The following is a 20,304-nucleotide window of genomic DNA, read 5'->3' on the forward strand; positions in this document are numbered from 1 at the left end:
AATGGCAAGAGCGAAGTTTCTCTGCGATGCCGAACGCTGCATCGAATGTAACGCCTGTGTCACCGCCTGTAAGAACGAGCATGAGGTGCCCTGGGGGATCAACCGTCGCCGTGTCGTGACCATCAATGATGGCAAGCCCGGCGAACGCTCGATCTCGGTCGCCTGCATGCATTGCTCGGATGCGCCCTGTATGGCCGTTTGCCCGGTGGATTGCTTCTACCAGAACGAGGAAGGGGTGGTTCTGCACTCCAAGGACCTCTGCATCGGCTGTGGCTACTGCTTCTACGCGTGCCCCTTTGGCGCGCCGCAGTATCCGCAGGCGGGCAACTTTGGCAGCCGTGGCAAGATGGACAAATGCACCTTCTGCGCCGGTGGCCCGGAGGAGACCCACTCCAACGCGGAGTTCTCCAAATACGGCCGCAACCGGATCGCAGAGGGCAAGCTGCCCATCTGCGCCGAGATGTGCTCGACCAAGGCGCTGCTGGCCGGTGACGGCGACGTGGTGTCGGCGGTCTACCGCGAACGCGTCGTGGCGCGCGGTTTCGGCACCGGTGCCTGGGGCTGGGGTACGGCTTACGACCAGAAGGGCGGCTAAACCCGCCTTTTCAGGGTAAACTAGGGGATGGCCTGCAATGCGCGGGCCATCCTGCCCTACGTGATTCACAGATGACACACCCGTACGACACACCCGTCCGTACGTACGACAGACTCGAAGGAGTGTGGCTCATGCTGCGCATGGTTTTCGCATTTGTTCTGCAATTGACGCTGCTGGTCGGCGCGGTGCAGGCACAGGACACGACCGCGCCAATCGCGCCGGATCGCAGCGCCACCGGCGGCGCGCAGACGCTTGAAGATATCCTCGCCCGGCAGCGGGGCGAGAGACTGGACGACTCCTTCCGCCGCGATGCCACCGGCAACCCCGAGATCGCTGCCGGTATCACCGAACAGCTGGGCACCCTTGGCGGCGCCTCCGATCCCGAGGTCTGGCGCCAGCTGCGCTATGGGTCGGCCGATGTGACGGTCTCGGCCGGGGGCGAGGTTGCCAGCGTGCTGATGCAGGACGGCGGCATGACCTGGCTTTCCTTCCGCGACGGGCCGTTGCGCAGCTACGGGGGCTGGCTGCTGCTTGGCACCATCGGCGCTCTGGTGGTGTTCTTCCTCTTGCGCGGGCGCATCGCCATAGATGAAGAGCTGACCGGGCGCACCGTAACCCGCTTCAAGTTCATCGAGCGCATGGCCCATTGGACGCTGGCGGGCTCCTTCATCGTGCTGGGTATCACCGGACTTCTGACCCTGTTCGGCCGCGCCTTCATCGCGCCCTACCTTGGCAAGGATCTCAATTCCTTCTTGCTGATTTATGGTAAATGGCTGCACAACTCGGTCGCCTGGGCCTTCATGGTGGCGCTGGTCCTGGTCTTCGTGATGTGGGTGGTGCACAACATTCCGAACCGCACCGACCTGGTGTGGATCCGCCAGTTCGGCGGCATCATCGGCAAGAAACACCCGCCCGCAAAGAAATTCAACGCAGGCCAGAAGGTGATCTTCTGGTCGGTGATCCTGTTTGGCGCCTCGATCTCGGTCTCGGGGCTGTCGCTGCTGTTCCCCTATGAGCTGCCGCTGTTCGCCAAGACATTCGCGGTGCTGAACGATATCGGCGCACCCCAGTGGATCGGGCTTGGCACCCTGCCGGAACAGCTGTCGCCGCAGGAAGAAATGCAGTTCGCGCAAGCCTGGCACGCCATTATGGCCTTCGTGCTGATGGCGATCATCATTGCCCATATCTATATCGGCTCGGTCGGTATGGAGGGTGCCTATGATGCCATGGGATCGGGGGAAGTGGACGAGGCCTGGGCCCATCAGCACCACTCGATCTGGCTGGAGGAAGAAAAAGCCAAAGCCGCCGCAAGCGCCAAGGGCGCAACCCCGGCGGAATAGGCCTCCACAGACCGAAAGCAGATGCGTCTTCTTGCCAGCCTGACCCTTGTTGCCTGTCTCTGCGCCGGATCGCTTCCGGCGCAGGAATTCGTGACGCTCAAAGGACACGGCGGGCCGATCATGGGGGTGGCGACGGCGCCTTCGGGGCAGGTGGCCAGCGCCAGTTTCGACAATTCGGCAGCGCTTTGGCAGGCGCGCGCGCCGCAGTGGCTGGAGGGCCATGATGCGGCGGTGACGGCGGTCCGTTTTGTCGGGCAGGATCGCCTGGTGACGGGGGGAGACGATTTTGCCCTGCGTCTTTGGGCGCCCGATGGCAGCTCAAAGCTGCTGGGGCGGCACAAGGGCAAGGTGCGCGGGCTGGCGGTGTCAGCCGATGGGGGCGCCATTGCCTCGGCCAGCTGGGATGGCAGCATCGGGATCTGGCCACTGGATGGCGCGCCTGCGCGGATGATTGAGATCGGCAGTGGGGTGAATGACGTGGCCCATGGGCCGGAGGGTCTGCTGTTTGCCGCAACCATGGACGGGCGCGTCCTGCGGATCGATCCCAAGGGGGATGGCGCGCCGCGTCCGCTGGCAGAGCAGGGATTTGGCGTCAACCGCCTGATCGTCGATGCGACAGCAGGCTGGCTCGCCTATGGCGCCGTCGATGGGGCGACGCGTATCATTGACCTGAACGACGGCGCTGCAATCGCGGATTTCACCCTCGACCGCCGCCCGATCCTGGCCATGGCCTACCATGCAGCCACCGGCCAATTGGCGGTGGGTGATGGGCACGGCTATATCATGATGATCGCCACCGGGCAGGGCAGCGCCAACGAGAATGATGGCTGGCGTATCGCCCGTGATTTCCGCGCCACCCGCAAGGGCCCCATATGGGCGCTTGCCTTTTCCCCCGATGGCAACACCATATGGGCCGGAGGGTTGGATGACGTGATCTATGGCTGGCCAGTGGCACTGATGGGAGACTTCGATCCCGCCATGGGGCAGGAGCGCACATTCCTGCGCCCGGCCGACAGCATGCCCAACGGCGAGCGGCAGTTCATGCGCAAATGCTCGATCTGCCACGCGCTGACACCTGGCGACAGCCGAAAGGCGGGGCCGACGCTTTATGCGTTGTTCGGGCGCCGTGCGGGCAGCCTGCCGGGATACCGTTATTCGCCGGTTCTGGATGGATCTGATATCATATGGACCGACGACACCATTGACGCGCTGTTCGATCTGGGGCCGGATCACTATATTCCGGGTTCCAAGATGCCGATGCAGCGCATTACCGCCGCCGAGGATCGCAAGGATCTGGTGGCGTTTCTGAAACGCGCAACGCGACCGGAGGAGTGACAGGATGAAAGCGATGATTGCAGGCTTTGCGGCGATTGCCGTGATTGCCGTGGGGGCGGATCTGGCCTTGGATCGTGCAGGGTTTGCCGCTGATGAGAAATTCTCTGGCCAAGCGGTGCGACTGGATTGAACCAGCCTGTGATCTCTGCCGCCCCGCGCGATGAATACGGCGAAAACCTTGCCGGTGCCTCGATCCTGGTGATCGATGACGAACCGGGCATGCGCAATTTCATGACCAAGATCCTGAGCCCCCGCTGCAAGCGGGTGGAGCAGGCGAGCTCTGCCGCCGAAGCCTCGCAGATCCTGGACAAGGCCCATTTTGACCTGGTGATCCTGGACAATATCATGCCCGGCAAGACCGGCCTTGAGTGGGTGCAGGAACAGCGCCGGGTGGGGCTGTTTGCCGATACCATCCTGGTCACGGCCTATGCGGATCTGGAAACCGCGATCCTGGCGCTGAGGGCCGGGGTGGCGGATTTCGTGTTGAAGCCTTTCCGCGCCAACCAGATCCTGAACTCGGTGGCCCGCGCGCTGGATCGAAAATACCTGCGGCGGGAAAATTACCTGCTGAAGCACGAACTTTCGGCCGAAGGGGCGACGGCGCGGGGGCGGCTGCTGGGGAAATCGGCGGCCATCACCCGGGCGCGGGAGATGCTGACCCGGCTGGCGCCGCTGCCGACACCGGTGCTGTTCACCGGTGCCAGCGGCACCGGCAAGGAGATCGCCGCCCGCACCCTGCATTCCCTGTCGGAACGCGCGGAAAAGCCATTCGTGGCGGTCAACTGCGCCGCCATTGCGCCGGATCGCATCGGGCAGGAGCTGTTCGGGGTGCTGGATGACAACGACCGGCGCCGGGACGGATTGTTCCTGCATGCCGACGGCGGCACCCTGTTCCTGGACGAGGTGGCGCAGATGCCCGATCAGGTGCAGGCGGCCCTGCTGCGGGTGCTGGAGGATCAGCGCGTGCGGCCCGTGGGCGCCGAGCGGGACATCCCGCTGAACCTGCGGTTCCTCTTCGCCACCAATGCCGATCTGGAGCAGGCGGTGGCCGAGGGGCGGTTCCGCGCCGATCTCTATCACCGGATCAACGTGGTGAAGATCGAGATGCCGCCCTTGCGCGACCGCATCGAGGATATCGTGGAACTGGCGGCGCTGTTCATGGAGCAGTTCTCGGCAACGCTGGCCATGCCGGCGCTGGAGCTGGACGAGGAAACCCTGCTGAAATTCTCGCGCTACGAATGGCCCGGGAACGTGCGTGAGCTGCGCAATCTCATCGAACGTTCGGTGATCCTCGGCGCCTTCCCGGAGGAGTTTTCCGGCAAGGGATCGGTCACGGGACCGGCGGCGATCGAAACGCTCGACCTGGTCACCCAACGGCACATCATGCACATGCTGGACGCCTGCGAGGGTAACCGCGCCGAGGCGGCCCGGCGCCTGGGAGTGTCGCGCAAGACCATCGACCGCAAATGCGCCTCCTGGGGGGTGTGACGGGGGGCGGGCCTGACGCGGGGCGGGAGGCTCCCGCGCCTGTTGCATGATTTGCAGGGCAAATCCCGCAAAATAGCCTTGGGCCCAGCGCTGCGCTATTGCGCAGCGCGCGCGTGCATAGATGGCTGCGCTATTGCACAGCGGGGGCGCGTCTAGTCGCGGCGTTCCGGCAGCCAGATCGAAAAGGCAGCCCCGCCTTCGGGGCGGTTCCGGGCGGTGATGATACCGCCTGCATGTTGGATCAGGGTCTGGCTGATCGACAGGCCGAGGCCGGTGCCTTCGCCCGGTTTGGTGGTGAAGAACGGGTTGAAGACCTCGGCGATATGCGCCTCATCGATCCCGGTGCCGCTGTCCGAAACGGTCAGGCAGGCGCCGGGCGCACCATCGCGATCCTGAGCCGCAAGAGAGAGGGTCAGGGTGCCGCCGTCCTTCATCGCGTGGACCGCATTGATGATCAGGTTGATGATCACCTGCTGCAATTCGCCCGGATCGATCCGCACCAGCGGTGCAGCCCCCAGATCACCGGTCACCGTAATGTCATGTTTGGCGATCAGGTGATCCACCAGCACCAGGCAATCGGTGATGACATTCGCGATATCGACGCTTTCCTCGAAGGTGCCGAATTCCGAGGGCCGGGCGAATTGCAGCAGCTTGCCGACGATGGCGCCGATCCGCATGACCTGATTGTCGATGAGGCCCAGCTCGGTCTGTACCTCATCCGCTGCGGGCCCCAGGGTCATCCGCATCACATCGACATTGCCCTGGATCACCGCCACGGGATTGTTGATCTCATGGGCGACACCTGCGGTGATCTCACCGATGGAGGCGAGCTTTTCGTTCAGAACCAGTTGTTTATAGGTCTCTTCCAGCTTGCGGTTGGCGGCCTTCAGCTCGCTGGTGCGCTGATCCACGCGGGCATTCAGCTCTTCGGCCCAATCGCGCAGCTTTTGGTCGCGCTCCTGGATCTGGTCCAGGAGCGTATCCAGATGGCTGGCCACCTGGCCAATCTCGTTGCGGCTGCCCACATCGCCGTTGCGGGCCGCAAGGTCGCCGCGCTCCACCTGTTTCATGGTGTCGGTCATCCGCTCAAGCGGCGCAAAGATCCCCTTGGCCAGCTTTAGAAACAGCGGCGCCGAGATTGCCAGAACCAGAAGGAACACCCCGACGATGGTCCAATAGGCTTCGGATTTTGCGGCATTGTAGGGGGCTTCCAGAAATCCCACATAGAGCATGCCGACACGGGCGCCGAAACTGTCGGTGAGCGGCAGGTAGCCCGAGATATACCAGTCGTTGACCACAAAGGCCCGATCAAGCCAGGTGCGCCCTTCCTCCAGTACCAGGGTGCGCACCGCCGCAGAGACCCGTGTGCCAAGGGCGCGCACCTCCTCGAACAGGCGCACATTGGTGGAGACCCGGGTATCCTCCAGAAACAGCGTCGCCGTGCCCTGCCGGTTGCCGCCGTCCTTGTCGCCGAGATAGACCAGCGCGTTCAGCCGGTCGATGAAATCGAGGTTGCGATTCAGCAACAGCCCGCCGCGCAGGACACCGTTATGGCCGGGCATGATCACCGGGGCCGCGGTATGGACCACCATGCCGCGATCCTCGATCCGGCGCGTGGTTGGGGCGGCGGCTTCGGTTTCGATCAGCGGGATGATGGCGCGTTCCTGCAAGGCTGGCGACAAAAGCGCCAGGTCAGCGGCGGAAAAGATATCGATCTCCGAGGCCAGCCGTCCACGCGCGGCGGTCTGCACCACGGGCCATTTTCCCTGCGCGCCACTCAGCGCCGTCAGAGGCAGATATTCCAGGAAATCCAGCTGCATCTGGGGTCTGCGATCGCTCAGAAAGCGGCTCACCGCTTCCGGTCCCTCCTTCAGCGCGGTCTCGAAAGCGGTGGATTGCGCCAGGCTCAACAGGCTGTTGGCGCTACCGGTCTGCAGATGGCCAAGATACTGTTCCGCGATCCGCAGATCGCTGTCCACCTTGGCGATCAGCACCGCGTCGTAATCCGCGTTCCAACGGGTCATCGCCAGGATCAGCATCAGCGGCATCAAAACGCTGAGTGGTACAAGCGCCAGCAAGAGCAGGCGTAGGCGAACGGATTTCAAGGTGTGGCCCCTCCCATGGCCGGGGCACTGTGACATCGCTTCCATGAGGAGGGCAAGGGGCAGGCCCGCATAATCGACCTGGCAGGGATCAGGCGGGAATGACTTTCCCGGCCCAGTCGAAGACCTGGCCGCTGACACCGGGGTGCAGGTCTGCGATGACCTGCGCCAGACAGCTGGCGGCGTGGTCTGCTGTGAACAGCTTTTCCTTGGGAACCGCGCGGCTGAAGGGCCGGGAGAGATCCGTGTCTACCGTGCCGGGATGCAGACCGGCGCAGATCAGCTGCGGATGGGTGCGCGCCATCTCGATCGCGTAATTGCGCAGAAGCATGTTCAGCGCCGCCTTTGAGGCGCGATAGGCGTGCCAGCCGCCCAGGCGATTGTCCGAGATTGAGCCCACCCGCGCCGACAGCGCCGCAAAGACCGCGCGGCGGTCGCGCGGCATGCGGGGCAGCAGGTGTTTTGCCACCAGCGCAGGCCCGAAGGTATTGACTGAAAACACCTGCTCAAAGGATGGCAGGCTCTGTTGTTTCAGGGATTTCTCGGGCCTGAGGGCCGTACCGTCCGACAGAATGCCGACGGCGACGATCACCAGATCGGGGGCCTCCACACGGGCCGCGAGGGCCGCAAGACTGTCCTCATCGGTGATCTCGGCCTTGTGAGAGATGACCGGACCGGGGGCGGATACGGTACCGCTGCGGCTGACCGCATGGATGGCTTTCACGCCGGGCAACGCTGCATAGTGGCGCAGCAGGGCGTCTCCGATCCCGCCGCTGGCGCCAAGGATCACCACCTCTTTGGGGGCAGGCTCTGCAGACATGGATGGCCCTCACATCAGTTTCAGGAACAGGCGACGGGGCAGGACTCGGCCAAGGGTGAAGACCCAGGAGAAGGGCGCGGGAAAGGAGGTGGAAAACCGCCCGCTTCGCATTGCCTGCAGGCAGCGGCGCGCGGCCTCTTCCGGCTCCATGATCTGCGGCATCCTGAATTTGTTCTTGTCCGTCAGGCGGGTGCGAATGAAGCCGGGGTTGATCACCTGCACGCGCACGCCGGTGCCGCGCAGATCTGCCTGCAGGTTCTCGCCCAGGTGCATCAATGCTGCCTTGGAGGCGCCATAGCCGATGGCGCCGGGCAGGCCGGTGTGCCCCGCCAGCGAGCCGATCAGCACGATATGGCCGCTGTCCCTTTGACAGAACTGTGGCACGATCTGCCCCAGCACCCGCATGGCGCCCATGAAATTCACCTGGCACATGGTCTCTACCGCCTCCGGCTGCCAATCCCGCGCCGCCAGCGGATCATAGGCGCCGGCGCAGTAGATCACCCCATCCAAGGGGCCAAGTGTGGCCATGGCCTGCGACAGGCTGTCGGCGTCGGTGACATCCAGCGGCAGCGATGTGGCATCCCTGAGCCGCGATGCAAGCACGTCCAGACGCGCTGCATTGCGCGCCGACAGGATGAGCCGCGCACCGGCCTCGTCCAGCGCCTCGGCCAGGGCATAGCCCAGCCCTTCGCTGGCGCCGACGATCCACCATCTGCGGCCCTGAAACATCTCAGCCCTCCTCCGGTCGCATGGTGGCGATCAGCTCTGCGACCTTGATGCCGAACTTGCGCATTTCCGAGCGGTTGAGGATGGTGCCGTTGTCCATCAGGTACATCCAGTCGGTGACGTCCAGCACATGGCCACCGGCATCTTCGGGCAGGCGGATGCGGTAGGAAAGCTGTACCGTGGCGCCCAGCTGGCGCCCTGTGCCGGTGCCGATGATGTCGTCGGCGGTGGCGGTGAAATGCCCGTCACTCCCCATGGTGAGGTTCCATTTGCGGGCCTGGGTGCTGCCATTGGCGTAAGAGAAATCCTCGCTCAAGGTGCCGCTGCTGCCGTCCCACTCCCCCCGCATCCGCGCCACGAAGCGAGAGACCACGCGCCCGCGTGGCCCGTAGATCATGCCTTCCGAGATCAGATCGCCCGACAGGCGTTCCTGGATGTCAAAGGCGGGGCCGGTGCCCGCGTATTGCTCCAGCCGCTGGGAGCGAAAGCCGAAACCGGGCCGCCAGAGGGCCAGCACAATGGCTGCAACAAGAAGGAGAAGGATCAGTTTCATGAAAAAGAGACCTCGCGCGGCAAGCGCACCACCAGGGCGATTGCCAGTAGCTTGATAAGACAGGGAAGAACCGCATAGGCGAGCGTGAGCGCCTGCAGGGCGGCGGCGCTGTTTGGCTGACCCGGCTTGAACCCGCTGAGCTCCAGCAGCGGCAGCAGGATCAGCGCGGCAGCGGCGAGGGCGAGTTTCGCTGCAAAGCTCCAGAGACCAAAGGCCTGCCCGGCCTGAATCCCTGCCCGCGCCAAGGCCGAGGAAAACAGGACCGGCAGGATCACCATATCCGCGCCCAGGGCGGCGCCCGATCCGAGGCAGATCAGGGCAAAGGCCAAGGCGGCGCCTTCGGGCAATGCGGCGGCGGATATGAAGGACAGGATTGCCAGGGTCATGGCGGGAACCAGCACCTGCCGCGCGCCGTATTTGGCGCTGGCACGGGTCCAGAGGGGAACCGACAGGCCTGCAGCCAGGAAGAACAGGATCAGAAAGGGACCGGCCAGATCCGGCAGGCCCAGCCTTTCCTCCACGAAGAACAGGAACAGGGTGGAGGTCATGGCAACCGGCAGGCTGTTGATCAGCGCCAGCACCAGCAACCGGGTGCCCCCGGCATCGTGCAGCGCGGCCCAGGAGATCGGCGCTTCGGGACGGGCGGGCAGGCGCCAAAGGGGGCGCGTCAGCAGCCAGACCAGAAGGCAGACAAGGGCCAGCAGCACGCCAAAGGCGCCGTAGCCCTGACCCGCGGCGCCAAGCGCCACCAGAAGCGTCGGGGCAAGCGCGGCCAGGATGATGCCGGTCAGGCTGCCGCCCTCACGCCAGGCGGCCATGCGGATCAGCGCCTCTGACGATCCGGCCAGCGACAGGCTTTGGCCGTAAAACAGGATGGTGCCCAGGCTATAGGCGCTGAACAGCAGCACCAATGCGACGACCAACCAGACCAGCGTGCCCGAGGCTGGCAGCAGCGTGTATAGCAGCAGGAACCCCGCAGCCATGCCAAGGCAGGCCACAGCGGCAAAACGGCTGCGTGCCTCGGGGTGGCGGTCGATCAGCCAGCCAAGGGCGGGATCCTGCACGAAATCAAGCACCCGGATCCCGGCCAGCACCGCGCCCAGCGTCGCCAGGCTCAAGCCCAGCTCGGCGGTGGCATAGCGTGGCAGGTGAATGTAAAGCGGCAGCCCGGCCGCTGCCAGCATCAGGGCAAACAGGCTGATCCGGGCGGTGTGCATGTCATTGCCCCCGCAGTTCGGCCGACAGGCGCGCCGAGCGGCTGTTCTCGGAGAGCCAGATACCGAGGAAGCGCTTGCGCAGCTCCTCATGGCGGATCGCGCAGGTGCGTTCTCCGTTCAGATACAATTCCATGCTGTCCGGGCGTACCGACACGGCGGTGAAGACATCGCCCTTGTTCACATCCCGAAAACAGCTGCCGAGCTTGCGCACCAAAGCCTCAAGATCGGGGCGTGTGCCTTCGATGCGCTGGAGTTCAGACCGGGTCGATTGGGTCAGATCGGCGCGGCTGATGCTGCGGAAGTACTCGATCTCCAGCGCCAGGGGGCGGTTCCAGTCGAACTGGTCGGCGCCATCGGTGTGCAGGCGGGCGCGATAGACCGCAAGGCCCAGCCAGCGTAGGGTGGCGCTGCCCAGTTCGACCGGCTGCACCAGCCCGTAGCTGCGCAGGTTCGCCAGCGCCGGGGCAGGCAGCACCAGGGCCGCCACAGCTCCGGTGATCAAAGCCCTGCGCAGAAGGTCACGCATGGCTCAGCTCCACCTGCACCACATCGGTCTGGCCAACGGCAAAGGAGCCAGCACAGATTTCCAGGTAGTAGCGCCAGTTGCGCAGGAAGGCGGCATCATAGCCCAGCTCCATGATCTTGGGCGCGCGCTCGCCCAGCCGCTCGGCCCAGATCCGGCAGGTGCGGGCGTAGTCCTGCCCGAAGGCAAAGGAGTTGGTCACCTTCAGCCCCGCCTGCCGCGCCTGGTGTGAGATCACCGCATCCGACAACAGCATGCCACCGGGGAAGGTGTACTGGCGGATGTAGTCCGAGGAATTGCGGTAGATGTCGAAATAGCTGTCCTGCACGGTGATGGCTTGCACCAGCGCCTTGCCGCCCTCCGCAAGGCGCGATTTGACGGTTGCGAAATAGCTCGGCCAATAGCGTTCACCCACCGCCTCGATCATCTCGATGGAGACGATATTGTCATAGGTGCCGCTGGATTTGCGGTAGTCGCACAGCTCGATCGCGGCGCGCCCATCCAGCCGCGCATCGGCATAGCCGTGCTGGCTGGGTGAGATGGTGAGCCCGGTCACATGGCGCCCGGTATCTGCGGCACGTTCGGCAAAGCCGCCCCAGCCGCAGCCGATTTCCAGAATGCGCTCACCTCCGGTCAGTCGGCTGAGCGCGCGGTCGTACTTTCGGGTCTGGGCGCGCTCCAGATCGTTGTCGCCGGGTGCAAACAGGGCCGAGGAATAGGTCATGCCACTGTCGAGCCATAGCTGGTAGAACTCGTTGCCGACATCGTAATGGGCTTTGATGTTGCGGGATGAGCCACGGATCGAATTGGCGCGCAGGATGCGGTCCACGGCGCGGAACTTCAGCCCGCTCCAGAAGCTCGGGTAGGCAAAATCGCCAAAGTAATCGAGGTTCAGAAGGGCCACCTGGATCAGGGTCTCGATGCTGGAGGTCTCCCACAGGCCCTCGATGTAGGTCTCGCCAAGGCCGATGTCGCCACGCGCTGCCATGGCGGTGATGGCGGCCCAATCGAACAGGACCATCTCGGCCTCAGGCGCGCCCTGGCCGAAATCATGCACTTCGCCTTCTGGGGTGGTCAGGCGCAGGCTGCCCTTTCGGATGCGGGCGCAGCTCTCAAGGAAATCACGTTTTACGCGGTTGGTAATGAAAAGCATCAGCTGACCTCCTGTTTCGGGGGCAGGGGGCGCCGACGATAGGGCGCGCCCTTGAGTTTGAGTTTCAATGCCTGCCAGTGGATCAGGGCGATGGTACGAAAGGCGCCAAGCGGGCGGCGCAGGCTGGCACGCAAAAGCGAGGCATTGCTGAGCGGTTGGCGCCGCCCGGCAAGGGTGGCAATCACGCCGTCCGCCCCGTCTTCCAGGGCGATGCGAATGGCGATCCGGTCCGTGCGGATGTCGAAATGGAACCGGTATTCCCCCGCGATCTTCTGGAAGGGCGAGACGTGGAATATCTTGCGCGCCGTGATCTCGTCCGGGCCGGATATTGGCGCGAACCCGTCCCGATGACACAGGTAGCTGTGGCGGTCTCCGAAGGTGTTGGAGACCTCCGCGATAACGGCGCGCAGATCCTCGCCTTCCATCGCCAGCCAGAAGCTGACAGGATTGAAAGTGTACCACAGAAAGCTGGGTTGCGTCAGCAACAGGATCCGCAGCCCTTCAAGGTCCAGACCCGCGCGTGCAAAGACCTCTTGCGCCCAGGGCAGGCCGCGCCCGGCGCCGACGGGGCCGCCGTGGTTGCGATCATCGACCGAGGCCAGGTTGAAGCGATTGCGCGAAAACAGCCCCGGTCCTGCGTCGCTTTCCGGGTCGATCAGCACGTAATCGACACCATAGCGAAAGGCATTGCGGATGCTGCCGCGCCGCGCGTGTGTGGTATGGCCCGCGATGTGGTCGGGCCAAAGAGGTGCGGCAAACAGGTTCATGCCGTGATCCGCGCGGCTGTTCTGGCCTCGATCGCGCGGGCGACGCGCACGGCACTGGCGAACCCGTCCTCGTGGAAGCCGTGGCGCAGATAGGCACCGGCAAACCAGGTGTTGTTCTGCCCTTGGATTTCCTCAATCTGCTTTTGGGCGCTGAGGGCGGCGCGGTCAAAGATCGGATGGCGGAAGGTGTTGACATCATAGATGGTGTCGTCACGCACCGGTTGGACCGGGTTCAGAGAGATGAACAGCGGGTCGTCTTCGGGGATGTTCTGCAGGCGGTTCATCCAGTAGGTGACGCCAATCGCCGGGCGGGTATCGCGGGCCTCGGCCTTGTAGACCCAGGAGGACCAGCAGGCGCGCCGTTTCGGCATCTGGGCCTCATCGCGGTGCAGGATCACCTCGTTGTCTTGATAGCGCATATTGCCCAGAAGGGAGGCTTCCCGGGCGGTTGGATCCGCCAGAAGGCGCAGGGCATCGTCGGAATGGCAGGCCGTGATCACCTGGTCGAAGTCCTGCGCCTCGCCCGTGGGCAGGCGAAGGGTCACGCCATCGGGGCGCCGTTCGACGGACTGCACCGGTGTGCCGGGGCGCAGGGTGCAGCCCTTGGCCAGAAGATGCGCTTCCAGCCTGCGCAGATATTCGATGCTGCCGCCCTTCACGGTCCACCATTGGTGCTGTCCGGTGGCGCTGAGCAGCGCGTGGTTGCGGAAGAACTGGACCAGGGTGCGGGCAGGAAAGCCGTGGATTTCCTCCATCGGGGTGGACCAGATGGCGCCACAGATCGGCATCAGGTAGTAGCGCTGGAACCAATCGCCAAGGCGCAGCTCCTGCATCAGCTGACCGATGGTGACATCGTCGCTTTGGGCGGCCTCCACCGCGTGGGCGTTGAAACGCAGGATGTCGCGCACCATCGCGTAAAAGGCCGGACGCGCGGCGTTCAGCGGTTGGCCGAACAGCGACCGGAGATTCTTCAGCCCGTATTCCACCGCGCCCCCGTCGATGCTGGCGCCAAAGGTCATGTCGCTTTTGACGATGGGCACATCCAGATCGCGGAACATGGCCGTCAGATGCGGGTAGTTCACGAAGTTGAAGACGATGAAGCCGGTATCCACAGGCTGATCGCCCCGGCGCCCGGCCAGCACGGTACGAGCATGGCCACCAAGACGCGGCGCGGCCTCGAACAGGGTCACGTCGTGGCCGGGGGACAGCCGATAGGCCGCCGCAAGGCCGGAAATACCACCGCCGACAATGGCAACGCGTTGGCGAGGAACTGGGGGGGCATCAAATGACATGGCAACTCCGTGGCTTTTCAATCAGTACGCAGGCTCATCGGGGACGGATCAAAACTTTGTCGAAAGGGTGGGGAAACGGCGGCTCTGGCGTGCGACAGGACAAGGGGAAGAAAAAACTTGCGCAGCTGTGATCCGGATGCGGGGTGGCAACGTAATGGACATATGTTGGAACTTGACCCCGATCCCGCACTTGAAGCGCCCGCGCCACCGGTTACGGTGAACGCTGCGGCAGCGCGCCCGCGCGAAAGGGAACAGGTGGACAGAAACAGGCTCTCAGAGCAGACCCAATGGATGCTGGCGGTACGGGACAACCGGGACCGGGCGGCCTTTGGGCGGCTGTTCGACTATTTCGCGCCACGGCTCAAAGGGGTGATCTGCCGGTCCGGCATTTCCCAGGGCCAGGCCGAAGACATCGTGCAGGACGTGATGCTGACCGTCTGGCGCAAGGCGCATCTGTTCGACCCGCAGCGGGCGCAGGTGTCGTCCTGGATCTACCAGGTTGCGCGCAACCGCCAGATCGATGTGATCCGAAAGGAACGCCGCCCCGTACCCGAAGAGCTGAAGCAGCCCGAAGAGGTTCAGGAAGACGCCAGTCAGATCGTGGCCCTGGAACAGGAGACCACACGTCTGAGGGACGCACTGAAGCGGCTGAAGCCTGCGCAGCGCGAAATGGTGGAAAAGGCTTACTTTGGCGAGTTGAGCCATTCCGACATCCGCGCCGAGACGGGCCTGCCGCTCGGAACGATTAAATCCCGCATCCGGCTGGGGCTGGAACGGTTGCGGCACGAACTAAAGGGAACGGACACGACATGAGCGGCATTACCCATCATATTCCTGATGAGCTGCTGATCGCCTATGCTTCGGGGACACTCGATCCGGCCTTTGCGCTGGTGGTGGCGACGCATGTTTCCATGTGTGATGAAAGCCGGGCGCGTCTTGGCGCCCATCAGGCTGTTGGCGGTGCGCTGCTGGACAGTCTTGCCCCGCCCGAGGACCAGGGGATCTCCATCTCCGCCGATATGAAGGCCCGGTTGATGGATGCGCTGGACGATCCCTACGAGGCACCGCCAAGCTATGGCGCCTCCGGCATCTTCCCGGCCCCGGTGATGGAGGCGCTGGGCGGTCTGCCACCCAAGTGGAAACCGCTGGGCGGCGGCGTGCGCCAGTCGATCCTGTCGCGTGGGACGGGCGGCAGCGTGCGGCTTCTGTACATCCCCGGCGGCCAGGCCGTGCCTGACCACGGCCACAACGGGCTGGAGCTGACCCTGGTGCTGCAGGGGGCGTTCTCCGATGAAACCGGCCGCTTTGGCGTCGGAGATGTCGAGGTTGCCAACGCTGATCTGGAACATACTCCCATCGCCGAAGAGGGGCCGGCCTGCATCTGCCTGGCGGCCACGGATGCGGCGTTGCGGTTCCGCTCGCTTATCCCGCGCCTGCTGCAGCCCGTCTTCCGTATCTGAGGCGCCGCTGCGGGGCTTTCCCTGCCGCAGAGACCGGCGGGGAGGTCGACCGAGCGCTCCACCTGGGACCCTGGTTCAAGGGTTGTTAAGGTCTGTGGCCTATAAGGGTCACTCCTTACTGGGGAGTGGGGCCATGCTGTTTAGATTTCTTGGGTTTCTTGCTATCGCGCTGAGCGTCCTTGCGGCGGGCATTGTCTATGCCACGCGCAGCAGCGTCTTTGAGGCGATGCGCCGCGAGTCGGTCGACAAGGCGGTGCACCATGCGACCTATATGGCGTCGCAGATCCGTGATCTCGAAGGTCTGCTGAACAGTGCAACCCCCGCTCCCGATCAGTTAAACCAGATCCGTGACCTTCGACACCTAGGCGATGTCTTCCGCTTCAAGCTTTTTGATGCGGCCGGGCGGCTTGTCCTGGTGTCGGATGATCCGTCGCTCAAGGGGGGCTTGCCTCAGACCCTGGGCGAACCCGATCCCGAGGCCGTGAAGGTGATCGCATCCCATGTGTCCTTTGCCGAGGTGAAGGACGGCACCGAGAAGCCGAACCGCCCCGATCTATATGCCGAGGCCTATGTGCCACTGCTGGACGCAGAGGGTGAGATCTTCGGCGTGGCCGAGGTCTATATCGATCAGACGGATACCCACGGATATTTCCATGAAAGCTTCAGCCGCTTTGCCGTCCTCCTGACAACGGTCTGTGCGCTGCTGTTCTCGGTTCCTTACATCGGCTACATGCTGCAGAGACGGCGCGCCGAGCATTCACAGGAAGAAGTGGAATTCCTTGCCAGCTACGACTCTCTGACCGGGTTGATGAACCGGCGCGAGTTCCTGCAGCAGGCTGATGCCTTGAGGGCCGAGGGAGAGCTGTCGGCCATCTGCTATATGGATGCGGACAAGTTCAAGGCGATCAATGATGTTCACGGGCATGCAGTGGGGGATGCCTATCTCGTGCATCTTGCGGGGATCCTGCGCAGCTGCACCCATCACAATGATCTTCTGGCCCGGTTTGGCGGGGATGAGTTCGTCATCGGCTTCCGGAACCTGGATCACGACGGGGTGGTCGCACGTGTGCGCAGCATTATCGTCAACGCCTCTGAAGAGTTCCATCACGATGATGCGGTCATTGCCGGTTCCATGAGTGCGGGCATTGCGCTGTTGGGCAAGGATACCTGTCTGGATACCACGCTGTCCTACGCCGATGCCGCGCTTTATCATTCGAAATCGAACGGTCGGAACACCTTCTCGGTCTACGGCGAGGAAATGGGCGATGAGTATCGCAAGCGCATGGCGCTGCACGCCCGGCTGCGCCAGTCGACCAAGGAAAAGAACTTTGCCATCGTCTATCAGCGGCTGGTGGATGCGCAATCAAAACAGGTTGTTGGCTATGAGGCGCTGTTGCGGATGAAGGACGAGGACGGCTCGGAGATTGAGCCCTCCATCTTCATCCCCGTCGCCGAGGAATTGGGCCTGATCGCAGATATCGGCGCCTGGGTGATCCGGAAAGCCACTCGTGAGATCGCGCAGCTGGACGATCACAGCACCGTTGCGATCAACCTCTCGGCGGCGCAGCTGTGCGATGGCAGCCTGCCCGACATCGTGCGCTCCGCGCTGGCAGAGGCTGAGCTGCCGGCGCACCGGCTGGAGCTGGAGATCACCGAATCCCTGCTGTTGGATGACGATCCGGCGGTGGCCTATCAGATCGACTGCCTGAAGGAGATGGGCGTCTCGCTGGCCATGGACGATTTTGGCACCGGCTATTCCAGCCTCAGCTATCTGTGGCGCTTCGGCTTTGACCGGCTCAAGGTGGACCGTTCCTTCGTGACGGCGCTGGACCGCGATCCGGAACGCTCCCGCCAGATCATCGAGGCCATCCTCCTCTTGGGTGATCGTCTCGACATGCGGGTGACGGCGGAAGGGATCGAAACGCGGGAACAGTCCGAGTATCTGTCGCAATTGGGTTGCGACATCCTGCAGGGCTACCTCTATGGTCGCCCCACATCCCTGGACGGGATCGAAACCCCGGAGGACTCCGAGGATCCCGGCACGATTTCGCGCGCCTCCTGAGCCTAGCTCGCCAATGGCATCTGCGCGCCGTGCAGCAGCCGCCCCATGTGGCGACCGGTGTCCAGCATCCGGTTGGCAAAGCCCCATTCGTTGTCATACCAGCTGACCACCCGCACCAGACCTTCGCCGGTTACGGCCGTTTGCGCCGCGGCAAAGCAGGAGGAATGCGGGTCGTGGTTGAAATCGACTGAGACCATCGGATCCTCCTCATAGGCGAGGATGCCTGCAAGATCGGTGTCCGAGGCCGCGCGGATGGCGGCATTCACCGTTTCAACCGTGGCAGGGCGTTCGGGCATGAAACTCAGATCCACAACAGATACGTTCGGCGTCGGCACCCGGATCGCCGATCCTTCCAGCCGTCCCTTCAGATGCGGCAGCACCTCTGCAATGGCGCGGGCCGCGCCGGTCGAGGTGGGGACCATCGACAGCGAAGCCGCACGGGCGCGATAGGGATCCTTATGCGGGCTGTCATGGGTGGGCTGATCGCCGGTATAGGCGTGGATCGTGGTCATGTAGCCGGTCCTGATCCCAAAGGCGCGGTCCAGCACCTGCGCCACCGGGGCCAGGCAGTTGGTGGTGCAGGAGGCGTTGGAGACGATCACATCCTCTGCCGTCAGATCCATATGGTTGACGCCATAGACCACGGTACGGTCCGCATCCTTGCCGGGGGCCGAGATCAGCACCCGTTTCGCACCATTCTGCAGATGCGCCGCCGCCGCGTCGCGGGCGGTGAACAACCCGGTGCATTCATAGGCGATATCCACATCCTGCCAGGGCAGATCCGCCGGGTTGCGTTCTCCGCTGAGCCGGATCGTCTGGCTGCCGACCCGCAGCACCCCGCCTGACAGCGCGACAGGCGCGCGCAGACGGCCATGGACGGAATCGTATTTCAGCAGGTGCAGCAGCATCTCCGGCGGTGCCAGGTCGTTGATCGCCACCACTTCGATATCCTTGTCGCCGCGCTCCAAGAGGGCGCGCAGCACGCCGCGGCCAATGCGGCCAAATCCGTTGATTGCGATCTTGAGGGTCATTGTCTCTGTCTCCGTGCGGCGGGCCTGCGGGTGCCCCTTGGGTATGGAATGGAGTTTGGTATCGCTAACATTGGGGGAATCGTTATCGATAACGGATTTGAAGATCAACCCCGCTCGCGGAGTTTTGACGCCCAAGGGGCGCAGCCCCTTGCGGCGACGGGCAAAGTGCTGGACGATGCGCCCATGACGAAGAAACTGTTGCTCAAGGATGTCGCGCGCCTCGCCGGGGTCAGCGAGATGACCGCCTCACGGGCGTTGCGCGGGACGGCGGATGTCTCCCAGGCGACGCGGGCGCGGGTCGAGGAGATCGCCCGCACCCATGGCTATGTGCCCAACCGCATCGCCGGGTCGCTGTCGTCGCAATCGGTGAACCTGGTGGCGGTGGTGGTGCCCTCGCTGAACAGCTTCGTCTTTCCCGAGGTGCTGTCGGGCATATCCTCGGTGCTGAAGGAGACGCCCTTGAAACCGGTGGTGGGGGTGTCGGGCTACGAGCTGGAAGAGGAAGAAGAGGTTATCCGCGAAATGCTCAGCTGGCGGCCGTCGGGGCTGATCGTGGCGGGGCTGGAACATTCTGAGGCGACCCGGCGGATGATGGCGCAGGCCGATTGTCCGGTGGTCGAGGTGATGGATGTGGACGGCATCCCGGTGCGCCATTGTGTCGGCATTTCCCACCTTCAGGTGGGTCGCGACATGGCGGCGCAGATCCTGGCGCGGGGCTATCGGCGGATTGGCTTCATCGGCACCAAGATGCCGCAGGATTTCCGCGCCCGTAAACGGTTTGACGGCTTTGTCGAAGGGCTTGCAGAGCAGGGCGTCGCGCTCTTGGATCGCGAACACTATGCCGGAGAAAGCTCGATCCAGACCGGGCGCCAGCTGACCGCGCAGATGCTGGAGCGCAACCCTGACCTTGACTGTATCTACTATTCGTCGGACGTGATGAGCGTCGGCGGGCTGATGCATTGCCTGGGCGCCGGGCTGACGGTGCCCCAGGATGTGGCGCTGGCGGGGTTCAACAACCTGCAGATCCTGCAAGGCCTGCCGCTGGAGCTGGCCACCACCGATGCCTGCCGCCGCGAAATCGGTGAGAGGGCGGCAAAGATCGTCTTGCAGGCGCGCGACGCAGAAAAGCCGCTTGATCCCATCTGCACGCGGCTTGGCCCGCAGATCAGCCTTGGCCAGTCGCTTTAGGTGCAGGTCGGCCCGGGGCTGAGGATCGCCTCCATCCCTGCGGTGCAGAAATCGATCAGCTGGTCCACCTGCGCCTCTGCCGCGCCGGGGCTGAGCGCCTCGATCCGCCAGCCGGTGTTGAGAAAGGCCAGCATGGCGGCGACGGAATAGACCTGGCCGGTGGCGGCGGCCTGCCGTTCGGCGGCCGGGTAGAGCGCCAGGATCTCTTCGATGAACCGGTTCGCGGTGGGGTCGAAACACTCCGCCGCCAGGGGGCGCCAGCGCGGATCGGCGGAGACATGCGCCACCAACCGGCCATAGTGCTGCCAATGCGCACCCCCGTTGCGGGCCAGCGTCACATAGGCCCGCATGAAGGCATCCAGCAGCCCGCGCAGGGTCACATCCCCCGACTGTTTCAACGCCTCCAGTTCCGTCAGGCGCAGCGCCGCCAGCTCATCGGCGCGGCGGGTGACGGTCTGGTGAAACAGCTCTTCCTTGCCGCCGCCATGGTGATGCACCAGCCCCACCTGAACCCCGGCCAGCGCGGCGATGTCGCGCAGCGATGCCCCTTCGAATCCGCGCTCGGCAAATAGCTGTTCGGCAGCATCCAAGATGCGTGCCTTGGTCTGCAGCGACCGGGCCGATGGGGCGCGTTTGCGTTGTTTTTCCACGA

At 64.0% G+C, this 20,304-nt stretch carries 20 protein-coding genes; 9 read left to right on the top strand and 11 right to left on the bottom strand.

From position 1 onward, the window contains the following. Position 1: 1 nt before the first annotated feature. The 5 genes from fdh3B (at position 2) to PXK07_RS06595 (ending at position 4,758) form a co-directional block, all read left to right on the top strand. Positions 2 to 595 carry a formate dehydrogenase FDH3 subunit beta gene (gene fdh3B / locus PXK07_RS06575; protein WP_274847405.1) on the top strand — a complete coding sequence of 198 codons (594 nt, stop codon included), beginning with the start codon at positions 2 to 4 and terminating at the stop codon, positions 593 to 595. Positions 596 to 726: 131 nt separating this feature from the next. Continuing rightward, the gene (locus tag PXK07_RS06580; RefSeq protein WP_274847406.1) at positions 727 to 1,935 is read left to right on the top strand and encodes a formate dehydrogenase subunit gamma; all 1,209 of its coding nucleotides are present in this window, start codon (positions 727 to 729) and stop codon (positions 1,933 to 1,935) included. Between the two features lie 21 nt (positions 1,936 to 1,956). Beyond that, a complete protein-coding gene (locus tag PXK07_RS06585) occupies positions 1,957 to 3,270 on the top strand; it encodes a c-type cytochrome (protein WP_274847407.1) in 1,314 nt (437 codons plus the stop codon). 4 nt (positions 3,271 to 3,274) lie between these two features. Continuing rightward, on the top strand, positions 3,275 to 3,400 hold the full coding sequence (locus PXK07_RS06590; protein WP_274847408.1) for a hypothetical protein: 126 nt from the start codon (positions 3,275 to 3,277) through the stop codon (positions 3,398 to 3,400). After that, positions 3,397 to 4,758 (top strand): sigma-54-dependent transcriptional regulator, encoded by a 1,362-nt coding sequence (locus PXK07_RS06595; protein WP_274847409.1) that lies wholly within the window; start codon positions 3,397 to 3,399, stop codon positions 4,756 to 4,758. Before PXK07_RS06590 ends, PXK07_RS06595 begins: the two co-directional genes overlap by 4 nt. Positions 4,759 to 4,910: 152 nt before the next feature. Here PXK07_RS06595 and PXK07_RS06600 read toward each other — a convergent pair whose 3' ends face one another. From PXK07_RS06600 to PXK07_RS06640, 9 genes are all read right to left on the bottom strand, one after another. Next, positions 4,911 to 6,863 carry a sensor histidine kinase gene (locus PXK07_RS06600; protein WP_274847410.1) on the bottom strand — a complete coding sequence of 651 codons (1,953 nt, stop codon included), beginning with the start codon at positions 6,861 to 6,863 and terminating at the stop codon, positions 4,911 to 4,913. Between the two features lie 88 nt (positions 6,864 to 6,951). Next, entirely contained in the window at positions 6,952 to 7,680 is a 729-nt protein-coding gene (locus PXK07_RS06605; protein ID WP_274847411.1) for an SDR family NAD(P)-dependent oxidoreductase, read from the bottom strand. Between the two features lie 9 nt (positions 7,681 to 7,689). Continuing rightward, the gene (locus PXK07_RS06610; protein ID WP_274847412.1) at positions 7,690 to 8,409 is read right to left on the bottom strand and encodes an SDR family NAD(P)-dependent oxidoreductase; all 720 of its coding nucleotides are present in this window, start codon (positions 8,407 to 8,409) and stop codon (positions 7,690 to 7,692) included. Between the two features lies 1 nt (position 8,410). Next, a complete protein-coding gene (locus PXK07_RS06615; protein WP_274847413.1) occupies positions 8,411 to 8,959 on the bottom strand; it encodes a DUF3833 domain-containing protein in 549 nt (182 codons plus the stop codon). After that, a complete protein-coding gene (locus tag PXK07_RS06620; protein ID WP_274847414.1) occupies positions 8,956 to 10,176 on the bottom strand; it encodes an MFS transporter in 1,221 nt (406 codons plus the stop codon). Before PXK07_RS06620 ends, PXK07_RS06615 begins: the two co-directional genes overlap by 4 nt. A 1-nt stretch (position 10,177) precedes the next feature. Continuing rightward, a complete protein-coding gene (locus PXK07_RS06625) occupies positions 10,178 to 10,702 on the bottom strand; it encodes a chalcone isomerase family protein (RefSeq protein ID WP_274847415.1) in 525 nt (174 codons plus the stop codon). Then, entirely contained in the window at positions 10,695 to 11,852 is a 1,158-nt protein-coding gene (locus tag PXK07_RS06630; RefSeq protein ID WP_274847416.1) for an SAM-dependent methyltransferase, read from the bottom strand. Before PXK07_RS06630 ends, PXK07_RS06625 begins: the two co-directional genes overlap by 8 nt. Continuing rightward, the gene (locus PXK07_RS06635; protein ID WP_274847417.1) at positions 11,852 to 12,619 is read right to left on the bottom strand and encodes a DUF1365 domain-containing protein; all 768 of its coding nucleotides are present in this window, start codon (positions 12,617 to 12,619) and stop codon (positions 11,852 to 11,854) included. Before PXK07_RS06635 ends, PXK07_RS06630 begins: the two co-directional genes overlap by 1 nt. After that, positions 12,616 to 13,911 carry an NAD(P)/FAD-dependent oxidoreductase gene (locus tag PXK07_RS06640; protein WP_274847418.1) on the bottom strand — a complete coding sequence of 432 codons (1,296 nt, stop codon included), beginning with the start codon at positions 13,909 to 13,911 and terminating at the stop codon, positions 12,616 to 12,618. The genes PXK07_RS06635 and PXK07_RS06640 overlap by 4 nt, the downstream gene beginning before the upstream one ends. Positions 13,912 to 14,073: 162 nt before the next feature. Between PXK07_RS06640 and PXK07_RS06645 the strand changes: the two genes are divergently transcribed. From PXK07_RS06645 to PXK07_RS06655, 3 genes are all read left to right on the top strand, one after another. Then, positions 14,074 to 14,724, top strand: a complete 651-nt coding sequence (locus PXK07_RS06645; RefSeq protein WP_274847419.1) for a sigma-70 family RNA polymerase sigma factor — start codon at positions 14,074 to 14,076, stop codon at positions 14,722 to 14,724. Continuing rightward, the gene (locus PXK07_RS06650; RefSeq protein ID WP_274847420.1) at positions 14,721 to 15,371 is read left to right on the top strand and encodes a ChrR family anti-sigma-E factor; all 651 of its coding nucleotides are present in this window, start codon (positions 14,721 to 14,723) and stop codon (positions 15,369 to 15,371) included. The genes PXK07_RS06645 and PXK07_RS06650 overlap by 4 nt, the downstream gene beginning before the upstream one ends. 133 nt (positions 15,372 to 15,504) lie before the next feature. Beyond that, positions 15,505 to 17,433, top strand: coding sequence for a putative bifunctional diguanylate cyclase/phosphodiesterase (locus PXK07_RS06655; protein WP_274847421.1), 1,929 nt, complete (start codon positions 15,505 to 15,507; stop codon positions 17,431 to 17,433). 2 nt (positions 17,434 to 17,435) lie between these two features. On the opposite strand, the gene gap is transcribed toward PXK07_RS06655, so the two are convergent. Next, positions 17,436 to 18,464, bottom strand: a complete 1,029-nt coding sequence (gene gap, locus PXK07_RS06660) for a type I glyceraldehyde-3-phosphate dehydrogenase (protein WP_274847422.1) — start codon at positions 18,462 to 18,464, stop codon at positions 17,436 to 17,438. Between the two features lie 183 nt (positions 18,465 to 18,647). Between gap and PXK07_RS06665 the strand changes: the two genes are divergently transcribed. Next, entirely contained in the window at positions 18,648 to 19,652 is a 1,005-nt protein-coding gene (locus PXK07_RS06665; protein ID WP_274847423.1) for a LacI family DNA-binding transcriptional regulator, read from the top strand. On the opposite strand, the gene PXK07_RS06670 is transcribed toward PXK07_RS06665, so the two are convergent. After that, complete coding sequence (locus PXK07_RS06670) at positions 19,649 to 20,302, bottom strand: TetR/AcrR family transcriptional regulator (protein WP_274847424.1); 654 nt, start codon at positions 20,300 to 20,302, stop codon at positions 19,649 to 19,651. The genes PXK07_RS06665 and PXK07_RS06670 overlap by 4 nt on opposite strands. Between the last annotated feature and the right edge of the window lie 2 nt (positions 20,303 to 20,304).

This window comes from Phaeobacter sp. QD34_24 (assembly GCF_028890115.1).
GTDB lineage: Bacteria > Pseudomonadota > Alphaproteobacteria > Rhodobacterales > Rhodobacteraceae > Phycobacter.